The sequence below is a fragment of the Brucella sp. genome (genome assembly GCF_032066345.1).
In the GTDB taxonomy this organism is placed as follows: domain Bacteria; phylum Pseudomonadota; class Alphaproteobacteria; order Rhizobiales; family Rhizobiaceae; genus Brucella; species Brucella pseudogrignonensis.
The window spans coordinates 114,889-127,856 of sequence record NZ_DAMBKZ010000005.1; the positions used below are offsets into that span (position 1 = coordinate 114,889).

Genomic DNA, 12,968 nt, shown 5'->3' on the forward strand with positions numbered 1-12,968 from the left:
GCGTAATAACCAATTAGCACCGCGGCGGCGAAGCGGTGAGAGGCTTAAGAGGAACGAGAACCATGACCATTAATCTGCAAAAGCCGGACATCACCGAGCTGAAGCCTCGCATCACCGTATTCGGTGTCGGCGGCGGCGGCGGCAATGCGGTAAACAATATGATCAATGCCGGTCTGCGCGGCGTGGATTTTGTCGTTGCAAACACTGACGCTCAGGCTCTGACCATGTCGAAGTCTGAACGCATGATCCAGCTTGGTGCTGCTGTCACCGAAGGTCTCGGCGCTGGCTCGCAGCCAGAAGTTGGCCGCGCAGCAGCTGAAGAATGCATCGACGAAATCGTCGATCACCTCAATGGCACGCATATGTGCTTCGTCACTGCCGGCATGGGCGGTGGTACCGGTACTGGTGCTGCTCCTGTTGTGGCACGCGCTGCACGCGAACGCGGTATCCTCACCGTTGGCGTCGTAACCAAGCCTTTCCACTTCGAAGGTGCTCGCCGCATGAAGACGGCTGAGCTTGGCATAGAAGAACTGCAGAAGAACGTCGATACGCTTATCGTCATTCCAAACCAGAACCTCTTCCGCATTGCCAACGACAAGACCACCTTCGCCGATGCATTCGCAATGGCTGACCAGGTGCTTTATTCGGGTGTTGCCTGCATCACCGATCTGATGGTCAAGGAAGGCCTCATCAACCTCGACTTTGCTGACGTTCGCTCGGTTATGCGCGAAATGGGCAAGGCCATGATGGGCACTGGCGAAGCTTCGGGTGAAGGCCGTGCAATGGCTGCTGCTGAAGCTGCGATTGCTAATCCGCTCCTCGACGAAACCTCGATGCGCGGTGCCAAGGGTCTCCTGATTTCGATCACCGGTGGTCGCGATATGACCCTGTTCGAAGTCGATGAAGCTGCAACTCGTATCCGTGAAGAAGTTGATCCGGAAGCCAACATCATCCTCGGTGCTACCTTCGACGAAGGCCTCGAAGGCGTCATCCGTGTATCCGTTGTTGCGACCGGCATCGACAAGCAGATCGGAGACGCGGCGCCTGCGCCGCTGGAATTTCGCCAGCCGGTAAAGCCTGCTGCACAGACCAAGCCGATGGCTCCGCATGGCGCTCTGCGTCCTCCGGTTGTTGAACAGCCACGTCAGGTCGAACAGCCTGCTCCAGTTGCCCAGTCGATCGAAAACGAAATCGCTGCAGCAACCGCTGCTCCAGCAGCTTCGGCTGCTCCTGAATTTCGTCCACAGAGCCGCATTTTCCAGGCTCCTGCCGCTGATAGCTTTGAACGCGCACCAGTTGCACGTCCAGCCGCTCCACAGCCGCAGATGATCAACAATCAGGCAACCGCTCAGGCCATGCAGCCACAGGCTTACCAGCAGCCACAGCAGATGCATGCAGAACCAGCTCCTCAGCCACGTCCTGCTCCGCGTATGCCAGCTGTTTCGGATTTCCCACCTGTTGCACAGGCTGAAATCAATGCACGTCGTGCAGCGCCTCAGCAGCCTGCTCAGGAAGAACGTGGTCCAATGGGTCTGCTTTCTCGCCTGACCCGTGGTCTGACGCGCCGTGAAGAAGAGCAGCCAGCTGCTCGTCTGGAACCAGCGCATCGTGAACCTGCCATGCGTCAGCCAGAACAGCGTCGCCCAATGCAGCAGGACAGCTCGATCTATGCTCCACGTCGTGGCCAGCTTGATGATCAGGGCCGTCCGCAGCCGCGCGCTGCTTCGGAAGAAGATCAGCTCGAAATTCCGGCATTCCTGCGCCGTCAGTCGAACTAATCATCTGATACGACATTGAAAATACAGATGCCGTGGAGTTTACGCTCCACGGCATTTTGCTTTGATAATTGTCGTTATGGTTTGTAAGAAAGCGTGATTTTGAACAGCTGCCGCTCATCACTATTTTCGACATAACTGTCTTATTATAGAAGAATACGATGGAAACTGGCGATTGTCAGTTGCGGGCATTATATGCTTGGCAAATCTCTTGCGGGATGCAGCTGCATCTTGCCCCATACGATAGATTGGACTGATTTTGAGCGCTTACCAAAAAACAATCGGGCGTGCGGTTACTCTTTCCGGCGTCGGCGTCCACGGTGGCGCTGCAGCCTCGGTGACGTTTCTGCCAGCCGATGCGGATACGGGAATTGTATTCAAGCGCTCAGACCTCAGTACCAACGCCGATATTCGTGCCCATGTTTCGCAGATTGGTGCAACAGACCTTTGTACCGCGCTCGGTCCGCAGGATTCGCGTATCAACACGGTCGAGCATTTGATGGCGGCGATTTCCGCATTGGCTATAGACAACTTGGTTGTCGAAGTGGAAGGACCGGAAGTTCCTATTCTCGACGGGACATCTGCGCGCTTTATTGATGTATTTGATGATGCTGGAATCGTTGTTCAGGAGTCGAAGCGCCGTTTCATCCGTATTTTGAAGACAGTGCGTGTAGAAGCGGGTGGTTCCTGGGGCGAGTTTCAGCCTTATTCGGGTACGCGCTTTGAAGTGGAAATCGACTTCGAGTGCCCGCTCATCGGTCGGCAGAAGTTTGGCTCCGATATGTCCGAGGATACTTTCCGCAAAGAACTATCAACTGCGCGAACTTTCGGCTTCATGAAAGACGTTGAACGCCTGTGGGCCGCGGGTTTGGCGCTCGGTTCATCACTCGACAATTCGCTTGTCATCGGTGACGATAATTCGGTGATCAATCCCGGCGGTCTGCGCTTCAAGGATGAATTCGTGCGTCACAAGACGCTTGACGCTGTTGGCGATATAGCTCTGGCCGGGCTGCCTTTCATCGGTTGTTTCCGTTCCTATCGCGGTGGCCACCGGCTGAATGCTGAAACGGTGAAGGCGCTTTTGGCTGATAAGTCGAATTACGACATCGTCGAAGCAAGTGGCGTGCGCCGGAATGCAGACAATTTGGACTTTGTTACAGTCCGTCCAAATATCTCGGCGCCCTGGGCGCTTTGAACTTTCTATTGGAAGTCCGGTGTTTATGGCCATAATTGGGCCGTGATCGCCGGGTCTTCTTCGCATGAGTCGGCGTATTCATTGTGGACTGAGAGCCAAGCCTCCGCATTTGGTGAGGAAAAAGCCATTGGTTTGCATAGATATAGCTTCAGGCCGAGCCATTGATGCCTTATGCGTGCCAAATTCGGACGATTGATCAGCTAGACGATTGCCGATTTCGCCAGCATGTGGTTTATGGACGGCCAAAACAGCCTCGGCTATGTTTACCTAAGTGCTGATGCTGATGTATTGGGAAGAATGGGGAAAGAGTGAACTACAGGGTTCATTTTACTCCAGACAGAAAAGACGTTGCCAAATGGCCGGAGACCGCATGACGAGTTCGAAATTCCCGGTGAAGACGAAAACCGCGTTGATTGCCAGCGCTCTTGCCGTTTTTGTTCCGCTTGCGGGATGTGCCAGCAAAAACGACGATATCGATCTGACCAAATATGTTGAGACGATCGATCCGGCGGACAAGCTTTACAACGAAGGCCTCGCGAATCTTGATGCAGGCCGCCTCGGTGAAGCTGCCAAGAAGTTTGCAGCGGTTGACCGTCAGCACCCTTACACCGAATGGGCACGCAAGTCGCTCGTCATGGCTGCTTTCACGAATTACCGTCAAGGCAATTACGAAGAAGCGGTCAGCATGGCAAAGCGTTATAACACGCTTTATCCGACATCGCCTGAATCGGCTTATGCCTATTACATCATCGGTCTGAGCTACTTCCGCCAGATTCCTGACGTGACCCGCGATCAGGCGGCCAGCCGCCGTGCAATCGCTGCGATGCAGGAAGTGGTCGATCGCTTCCCGGATTCAGAATATACCGACGACGCCAAGACCAAGATCCGCGTCGCCCGCGATCAGCTCGCTGGCAAGGAAATGCAGGTCGGTCGTTATTATCTTGAGCGCAAGGAATATCTGGCTGCGATCAAGCGCTTCCGTGGTGTGGTTGAAGAATATTCAAACACCCGCCAGGTTGAAGAAGCACTTGCCCGTCTGGTCGAAGCCTATTATGCGCTTGGTCTGACTTCCGAAGCTCAGATGGCAGCTTCGGTGCTCGGTAAGAACTTCCCGGACAGCCGCTGGTACAAGGATAGCTACAAGCTCTTGCAGAGCGGTGGTCTTGAGCCGCGTGAAAATGGCGGTTCGTGGCTGGCCAAGGCTTCGGCAATGATCACGGGTGGCGGCGCTTAAGCCGATACCCGCATGCTGTCGCACCTGTCGATCCGCGATATTGTCCTGATTGAACGGCTCGACATCGAGTTCAAGACCGGCTTGTCCGTGCTTACGGGCGAGACCGGTGCCGGTAAATCCATCCTGCTTGATTCGTTGTCTCTGGCGCTTGGTGCGCGCGGCGACGCTTCACTGGTTCGCCATGGGGCGGATCAGGGGCAGGTGACTGCAGTTTTTGATGTGCCGGGTGGACACCCTGCCCGTAAATTCCTAAGCGAAAATGGTTTTGACGATGACGGTGACGTCATCCTGCGCCGTCTCCAGATGGGTGACGGGCGCACGCGCGTGTTCATCAATGATCAGGCGGCAAGCGTTGCGCTGCTGCGCGAACTGGGGAAACGGCTGGTCGAAATCCATGGTCAGCATGACGACCGCGCGCTGATCGATACAGACCTTCATCGTACATTGCTGGATGCATTTGGCGGTCTCGATGCTGAGGCCACGACTGTTCGCGAGCGCTATAAAGCGTGGCGTGATGCTGAAAGTGCATTGTCGAAGCATCGGGCACGGGTTGAACAGGCTGAGCGTGAAGGCGATTATCTGCGCTCTTCGGTGGAAGAACTAACCAAGCTTGATCCGCAGTCGGGCGAGGAAGACGAGCTCGCTGAACGCCGCGCTGTCATGATGAAGTCGGAGAAGATTGCGGGTGACGTGAACGAAGCAGGTGAGCTTCTGTCGGGCAATGGTTCACCAGTGCCGACACTTGCAAGCCTCGTGCGTCGTCTGGAGCGTAAAATTCCGGAAGCGCCGCATCTGCTCGAGCCTGTCTGCAAGGCGATTGACGAAGCACTCAATAGTTTGGCACTGGCGCAGGATGGCATCGACCACGCCATGCGAGAGATCGATTTTGATCCGCGTGTGCTGGAACAGGTTGAAGAGCGGCTGTTCGCGCTTAGAGCTGCTGCCCGCAAATATTCTGTTGCAGTTGAAGGCTTGCCTGCACTGCGTGACAAAATGGACGCCGATCTTGCCGATCTGGATGCCGGTGCAGAAAAGCTTATCCGGCTGGAAGCGCAGGCAACCGAAACGCGTACAGCTTACGATGCTGCTGCAAAGGCCTTGTCAGAGCGCCGTAGGGACACTGCCGAGCATCTGAAGGCTGCGGTTATGGCGGAGCTGCCAGCACTGAAGCTGGAGCGCGCCGAGTTTATCGTTGAAATGACGACGGATACCAACGCGCGCGCTGCTGAAGGTATTGATACGGTCGAATATTGGGTTCGCACCAATCCGGGCACGCGTGCTGGCCCAATGATGAAGGTTGCTTCTGGTGGCGAGCTTTCGCGTTTCCTGCTGGCACTCAAAGTGGCGCTTGCCGACCGCGGTTCGGCGCCGACGCTTGTTTTCGACGAGATTGATACAGGTGTTGGCGGTGCGGTTGCTGATGCCATTGGTCAGCGTCTGGCGCGTCTCTCATCTCGCGTACAGGTACTTTCTGTGACCCATGCGCCGCAGGTTGCAGCACGCGCATCCACTCATTTTCTTATTGCGAAGTCTGCAACCAATGAAGACCGCATGTCTACGTCGATCCGTTCGATTGGTGTCGATGAGCGGCAGGAAGAAATTGCGCGTATGTTGGCCGGTGCCAGCATCACCGATGAAGCGCGTGCAGCAGCTGAGCGTTTGCTGGCTGAGAACAGTGCGTTTGTCTCCTGACACGTTCCGTCAGGATTATTCATTAAAAAAGCGAAATTTTAATCGTTAATGCCTTATGTCGTTCAGTGAGCGATAATCTTCAATGCGAGTTCCCGCCAGCTCGCTGGGGAAAGATAAAGATGTCTGATATAAATAAGAAAATTAATGATATTGCAGATGATTATCTTCTGCTAGTCCCTACCCTTCATAAAAGCTCACTCTCGGAAGCTTTGTATACGTTTTATAAAGAAGGCGGGAAAGCTGAAATTGAAGAATTGTATGGGTTCCATCATAGGATAAGCAACCTTCCTCCTCGGAAGAAAGTGGATGAACTTAATAAATTTCTTTCCACTAAGAATGATTTTAATAATAAGAATTTAAATGCTTTTAGAGATTTCGTAAAACATGCGGACGACATGTATCATGTCTATGATAAACCCATTATTTCGGATTCCGCATTTGATGATATTAAGCGTCTTTATGTAGAGATACTTAAAAAAAATAAGGCTTATAAGAATTTTATTAGTGATCTTGAGAAGAGTGTCGGTGGCGCACCTTTACCTGCATTCACTCAAATTGTTCATGCCCGCCCGATGCTTTCGCTCGACAACGCATTTTCGGATGAAGACGTGCAGGATTTCGTCGGCGGCGTATATCGCTTTCTCGGGCAATTGCCGGATAATTCCATTGCTTTCACAGCTGAACCGAAGATCGACGGGCTATCGATGTCGATCCGTTATGAAAACGGCGTTCTCGTTAGTGCCGCTACGCGTGGTGATGGCACGACCGGCGAAAATGTAACCGCCAATATCCGAACCATCAGTGAGATTCCAAATACGCTTCCAGCAGGTGTTCCAGCGGTCGTCGAAGTGCGTGGCGAGGTCTATATGGCCAAGAGCGACTTCCTCGCGCTCAACGAGCAGATGGCGGCAGAAGGCAAGCAAACATATGTCAACCCGCGCAACACCGCAGCAGGCTCGCTGAGACAGCTTGATGCGAAAGTGACGGCCAGCCGCAAGCTCAGGTTCTTTGCCTATGCCTGGGGTGAGATGTCTGAAATGCCGTCTGATACACAGCATGGCATGGTCGAGGTGTTCCGCGAATGGGGCTTCCCGGTCAACCCGCTGACGAAACGATTGAAGAGCGCAGATGAGCTTATTGCGCATTATCGGGCGATTGGGCTTGAGCGCGCCAAGCTCGATTACGATATTGACGGCGTTGTCTACAAAGTGGATCGGCTGGATCTGCAAACACGGCTTGGATTCCGCTCGCGTAGCCCGCGCTGGGCTATCGCACACAAGTTCCCGGCAGAGCAGGCAACGACTATCCTGCGCGGCATAGACATTCAGGTTGGGCGTACGGGCGCGCTAACACCGGTTGCACGCCTTGAGCCGATTACTGTTGGCGGCGTGGTTGTCACCAATGCCACGCTGCACAATGAAGATTACATCAAGGGCATCGGCCTCAAGGGCGAACGTATCCGTGAGGACGATCACGACATTCGTATTGGCGATACAGTGATCGTGCAGCGTGCAGGCGATGTCATTCCGCAGATTGTAGATGTGGTGTTGGAAAAGCGCCCTGCTGATGCTGCGCCGTTCCATTTCCCGCATGAATGCCCGGTTTGTGGCAGTCATGCCGTGCGCGAAGAAGGCGAGGCGGTCTATCGTTGCACAGGTGGTTTGACCTGTGCCGCACAGGCGGTCGAGCGCATCCGTCATTTCGTATCGCGCAACGCGTTCGACATTGAAGGTCTCGGCGAAAAGCAGGTCGAGTTTTTCTTCCATGCGGAAGATGAAAACCTGAAAATCAAATCACCTGCGGATATTTTCACGTTGCAGAAGAGACAGGCGAATTCGCCGCTCAAGAAGCTCGAGAATATCGAGGGCTTTGGTGCGACTTCCGTGAAGAAGCTCTATGACGCAATCAATGACCGGCGCGAGATTGCTTTGCATCGCTTCCTGTTCGGTCTTGGTATCCGCCATGTTGGTGAAGTGAACGCCAAGCGATTTGCCAAGGCTTATCTCACCTACGACAAGTTTGCCGAAGCAGCAACAACGGCTATCCCACCAAAAGAGGGCGACCGTAGCGACAAGGGCAACGAAGCCTGGCAGGATCTGATTGCGGTTGAAGGCATTGGCGGGATTGTTGCCGAAGCTGTGGTCGATTTTTATGCCGAACCGCATAATCAGGAAGTTCTGAAAGAACTGCTTGATGAGGTGACACCGCTCGATGAAGTTGCACGCGTGGCAACTGGGTCGCCAGTTGAAGGCAAGACGGTGGTGTTCACGGGAAGTCTCGAACGCATGTCGCGCGATGAAGCCAAGGCTATGGCCGAGCGTCATGGTGCCAAGACTGCGGGTTCTGTTTCCAAGAAAACTGACCTTGTGGTGGCTGGTCCGGGGGCAGGGTCAAAGCTTGCGAAAGCATCGGAACTCGGCATCGAAGTGATCGACGAAGATGCGTGGCTTGCACTTGTTGGGGAAGGCTGATGGCTTCGTTCAAAGGTTTTGGCGACAAGGCTATTCCGTTCCTGAAGGCACTTGATTTTCATCAGAACCGCGAGTGGTTTGTTGAAAACAAGGACTTGTTTGAAGAGCACTTGAAAGAACCGCTTGGTGATCTGGTTGAAGAGCTGACTGCGCGCTTTGAGAAAGCCGGATTGCCTTTCAAGGGTGATCGAGTGAAGTCGCAGTTCCGCATCAAGCGCGACACGCGGTTTTCGCACGACAAAGCGCCTTATAACCGGCATCTGTCCGCGCTTTTGTCCAACTCCGGCACCAAATGGGACGAAAGTGGTTGCTTTTATGTCTGTATTGGTTTGCCGGGTGTGCGTGATTGCTATGCAGGTGTGGCTTGGTGGGGACCAAGGAAAGAGCTTCTGCAGGCCATACGCGAATCGATTGTTGAAAAGCCGGATGAGTATCGTGCCGTTGTGGCAAAGCTCAAGAAAAGTGGTTTGAAGATCAGCGATAATGATCGTTTGAAGCGCACGCCGCGTGGTTTTGAAACCGTAACCGATGCCGACCTTCTGGAAGCCATTCGCAATCGCCATTTTGCTGTTCGTCTGGAAATTGATCCAGAGACCATAACCCGCGCCGACCTCGCAGATCGGCTGGTGAAGTTTACTGAACAGGCGCGCCCGTTGATCGATTGGATCAAGAAGATCGAAGGCACTGTTCCTCAAACATCAGAATAATGCATTGATGCATCACACATTATGATAGGTGATGCTGAAATGCTGCGCGTGCTTTCTAATAGTATGATTTTTATCGAAAACTGATTTCAACTTGGCCCAAAATTTCTTAAGCACTCCCTGACTGAGGAGTGATTTTCGTGGATCAGGGTTTTCGACCAGCACCGGTTTCAGCGCGGAACGATTTCTGGGCGGGCGTCAAACGCGGCGTTCCCATTGTTGCGGCTGGCGCGCCGTTCGGGCTGCTATTTGGTGCTGTGGCACTCGATAACGGCCTGTCGATCAGTGAAGCCGTCTTTATGAGTGCAATGCTCTATGCAGGAGCGAGCCAGATGGTCGGGCTTGATCTTTTCGGCCAGAACATCGCGCCATGGATGATTGTTCTGTCGATTTTCGCAGTCAATTTCCGCCATGTGCTTTATTCGGCGACCGTTGGCCGACGCATCCGCCATTTCACCTTCATGCAGAAGGCTGCCTCCTTTTTTCTGCTCGTTGATCCACAATATGCGGAAGTTGAAATTCGTGCTGAGGCCGGCCGGAAAATCAGCTTTGCCTGGTATATGGGTGTGGGTCTCACAATCTATATCTGCTGGCTCCTCGAGACGCTTATCGGAGCGCTGTTCGGCAACCTGATTTCCGATCCCTATGCGCTTGGTATCGACTTCCTGCTGCCGATCTATTTTCTTGGCATGGTGATGAGCTTTCGCCATCGCGAGCATTGGTGGCCGGTGGTGATCGTAAGCGCGATCTGCGCAGTCGTTGCCTATAAGCTGGTCGGCTCGCCGTGGCATGTGACGCTGGGTGCCATAGGTGGCGTTGTGCTTGCAGCCATCCTAGCCAAGCCGCAAACAGGAGAGGCATAAGCACATGACCACAACGATCTGGATCATCATAGCGGGCGCTGTTTGCACTTATCTCACCCGTGTCGGCGGACATCTTATTTTGTCGCGATTTGAGCGCGTGCATTATCGTGTTGAAGCAGCGCTAAACGCTGTGCCTGCGGCTGTTCTTACCGCAATTGTTGCTGCACCTGCTTCGGATCACGGCTGGCGCGAACTGCTTGTGCTCGTCTTCTGCGTGCTGCTCTCGCTGCGCGTGGGCATGATGACGATGTTTTTTGCGGGCGCAGCACTGTTAATCGCGCTGCGCCATTTCTTTCCGGCCTGATTTCAGAGTGGCGTGGTGGCTGTTGTGAGCCATTCAGCCTGTGTGCCATCAAGATGGCCGATAAGCTTATCACGCACTCGGTCATGATAGGCATTGAGCCAATCAAGCTCTTCCTGCGTGAGAAGTGATTTATCGATCAGGCGCCGGTCGATCGGGCAGAAGGTAAGCGTTTCAAAGCTCATCATCGGCAACTCGCCGCCTGCTGGCACTTCCGCTTCCCTGACGATGATCAGGTTTTCAATGCGGATGCCGTAAGCGCCTGGCTTGTAATAGCCCGGTTCGTTGGAAAGAATCATGCCGGGCAAAAGCTCCTGCACGCCTTTCTTGGAAATGCTCTGCGGGCCTTCATGGACCGAAAGATAGCTGCCGACGCCATGGCCGGTGCCATGCGCATAGTCGAAACCTTGTTTCCACAACGCGATGCGTGCCAGCACATCGATGTCCTGTCCGCGTGTGCCTTTTGGGAAGCGTGCGGTGGTGATGGCAATCATGCCTTTCAGAACGAGCGTGAAAGAGCGGATTGTTTCTGGCGTAATTGTACCGACAGCAACCGTACGCGTGATATCCGTCGTGCCATCGCGATATTGAGCGCCGGAATCAATCAGGTAAAGCTCGCCGTCGTTGAGTTTGCGGTTTGTATCGGTGTTCACGCGGTAGTGGATGATCGCACCATCCGGACCTGCGCCGGAAATTGAATCAAACGAGATGTCTTCGAGCGGCATCTGGAAATCGCGACCAGCCTTGTCACGGCTCTCTTCCAATTTTTGCGCAGCTGAGATTTCATCTACCGTTCCGGGCTTTTGAACGTCGAGCCAGGACAGGAAATTGACCATAGCCACGCCGTCACGTTCATGTGCTGCGCGTGAGCCGTCAAGCTCTGCCTTGTTTTTGATGGCGCGGGGCAGGCGGGCGGGGTCTTTGCCATGAATGACGTGACCACCAGCAGCTTCCACCGCAAGACGAAGCTTTTCGGCAGCGAGTGCCGGATCGAGCAGAATGGCTTCACCTTTTGCTGCGCGAGCGCTCAAATGGCCTTCAAGTTTGGTTGGTTCACACAGTTTGGAAAGCTGTGTGAGATAGGCGCGTGGTTCAATGGCAAGCTTACGCTCGTCAATGAAGAGTTCCGGTTCACCTTCAGCGGGAATGATTGCAAAGCTCAATGGCAGCGGCGTATTTGAGACGTCTTTGCCGCGAATGTTAAACACCCAGGCAACCGATGAAGGGTCGGTCAGAACGGTTGCGCTTGCGCCCGCTACTGCCACTGCCTTTTGCATTTCCTTGATCTTGTCTTCAGCCTCGTGGCCCGAGAAACGGGCAGGCTGAATAGTGACCGGCGCAAGAGGTGCTTCTGGCTGATCGTCCCATACGAGATCAACAAGATTATGTGCAACCGGCACCAGCTTGCCGCCCTGATTTTCCAGAGCTTCTCGCAATGCGTTGGCTTCTGAAATCGTGTGCAGCCATGGATCGAAGCCAATCGTCAGGCCCTTGCCGTTTTCTGCAAGCCAGCTCGCAGGCGGATTGGTAACAAGGCTTTCATAAGAAAACACGTTGCCATCGGTTTGATTGCGGACCTGCAATTCATAACGGCCATCGATGAAAATATAGGCCTGCTTCTTTAGGATAAGGGCTGCGCCAGCCGATCCCGTAAAGCCTGTGAGCCAGCCGAGGCGCTGGGCACGGGGCGGCACATATTCACCCTGATGCTCATCGGCACGCGGAACGAGAAAGCCGTCCAGCCCCTGTTCGGCAAGCTTCTCTCGCAGCAAAGCTACACGAGGCGCGCCATTGGCCGGATCGGTGGTTACATCAAAAGTCTGAAAAGCCATGAGCGTAACTCGCAATAAATAAGGAAAACCGCGTTATTTCAGATGAATCGTGACCCAGCCTTCGCGGTGCAGCGTTTTGATATGCGTCAAACCCTGCGCCTGATAGGCAGCAAGTACCATATCATGCTGGCTGTCGAGAATACCGGACAGGATGATTGAGCCGCTTGGAGCCAGATGCGATTTGAGCGCAGGTGCGAGCTCCATCAGCGGATTGGCGAGAATATTGGCGACGATCAGATCAAACGGCGTATAGGAACGGAAGATAGGATGGTCAAAGCCTTCGGCAGTCGCTGTGATGACATGCTCACTCACGCCGTTGAGAACGGTATTTTCAGCGGCAACAGTGACAGCAATCGGGTCGATATCGGTGGCTAGGACTGGAATCGGTGCAAGCTTGGCAATGGCGATTGCCAGAACTGCGGAGCCGGTGCCGAGATCGAGCGCGTTGGTTGGATGTTCGCGCTCAACCACTTCTTCGATCATTTCAAGGCAACCTGATGTGGTGCCATGATGACCGGTGCCGAAAGCAAGGCCCGCATCGATCAAAATCGGAATGTCGTCAGCTTGAAGCTTGTCGCTATCATGCGAGCCATGCACGAAGAAACGTCCGGCTCGAACTGGCTTCAGGACTGAAAGCGAGTGCGTGACCCAGTCAATATCTGGCAGTTCCTCTGTTTCAAACTTGCCTGCACCCACCAGCGCGTCTATGCGCGCTGCAAGTTCCTCGGCTCCATCTTCGGTATAGACGGAAACTTCGAAAATCTGACGGTCTTCATCGATTTCGGTAATCGCAATCGGGAAGGCTTCATCCTCGAATGCTTGTTCGATGATGTCATAGATTCGTTCGGCTTCCGTCTTGTCAGCCGAAAAGAAGAGTCGTGATTGGGGCATGGATAAAAAG

10 protein-coding genes are annotated in these 12,968 nt (G+C 53.9%); 8 read left to right on the plus strand and 2 right to left on the minus strand.

The window, feature by feature from the left end; translation table 11 throughout:
- Positions 1-62: 62 nt before the first annotated feature.
- The 8 genes from ftsZ to RT142_RS08540 all read left to right on the plus strand — a co-directional run bounded on the left by ftsZ (position 63) and on the right by RT142_RS08540 (position 10,238).
- Complete coding sequence (gene ftsZ, locus RT142_RS08505; RefSeq protein ID WP_007875784.1) at positions 63-1,778, plus strand: cell division protein FtsZ; 1,716 nt, start codon at positions 63-65, stop codon at positions 1,776-1,778.
- Positions 1,779-2,034: 256 nt separating this feature from the next.
- On the plus strand, positions 2,035-2,970 hold the full coding sequence (lpxC, locus tag RT142_RS08510) for a UDP-3-O-acyl-N-acetylglucosamine deacetylase (protein ID WP_313028313.1): 936 nt from the start codon (positions 2,035-2,037) through the stop codon (positions 2,968-2,970).
- Between the two features lie 370 nt (positions 2,971-3,340).
- Positions 3,341-4,204, plus strand: a complete 864-nt coding sequence (locus tag RT142_RS08515) for an outer membrane protein assembly factor BamD (protein WP_007875771.1) — start codon at positions 3,341-3,343, stop codon at positions 4,202-4,204.
- A gap of 12 nt (positions 4,205-4,216) precedes the next feature.
- Positions 4,217-5,896: a DNA repair protein RecN gene (gene recN, locus RT142_RS08520; RefSeq protein WP_313028315.1), complete on the plus strand. Its 1,680-nt coding sequence runs from the start codon at positions 4,217-4,219 to the stop codon at positions 5,894-5,896.
- 119 nt (positions 5,897-6,015) lie between these two features.
- Positions 6,016-8,367: an NAD-dependent DNA ligase LigA gene (gene ligA, locus RT142_RS08525; RefSeq protein ID WP_313028316.1), complete on the plus strand. Its 2,352-nt coding sequence runs from the start codon at positions 6,016-6,018 to the stop codon at positions 8,365-8,367.
- Positions 8,367-9,074 carry a TIGR02453 family protein gene (locus RT142_RS08530; protein WP_313028318.1) on the plus strand — a complete coding sequence of 236 codons (708 nt, stop codon included), beginning with the start codon at positions 8,367-8,369 and terminating at the stop codon, positions 9,072-9,074. Before ligA ends, RT142_RS08530 begins: the two co-directional genes overlap by 1 nt.
- 137 nt (positions 9,075-9,211) lie before the next feature.
- On the plus strand, positions 9,212-9,934 hold the full coding sequence (locus RT142_RS08535) for an AzlC family ABC transporter permease (protein ID WP_079212585.1): 723 nt from the start codon (positions 9,212-9,214) through the stop codon (positions 9,932-9,934).
- A gap of 4 nt (positions 9,935-9,938) precedes the next feature.
- Entirely contained in the window at positions 9,939-10,238 is a 300-nt protein-coding gene (locus RT142_RS08540; protein ID WP_313028319.1) for an AzlD family protein, read from the plus strand.
- Positions 10,239-10,240: 2 nt separating this feature from the next.
- Here RT142_RS08540 and RT142_RS08545 read toward each other — a convergent pair whose 3' ends face one another.
- Positions 10,241-12,067 (minus strand): aminopeptidase P family protein, encoded by a 1,827-nt coding sequence (locus RT142_RS08545; protein WP_313028321.1) that lies wholly within the window; start codon positions 12,065-12,067, stop codon positions 10,241-10,243.
- Positions 12,068-12,100: 33 nt separating this feature from the next.
- Positions 12,101-12,958, minus strand: coding sequence for a 50S ribosomal protein L11 methyltransferase (locus tag RT142_RS08550; RefSeq protein WP_007875745.1), 858 nt, complete (start codon positions 12,956-12,958; stop codon positions 12,101-12,103).
- Positions 12,959-12,968: the final 10 nt, after the last annotated feature.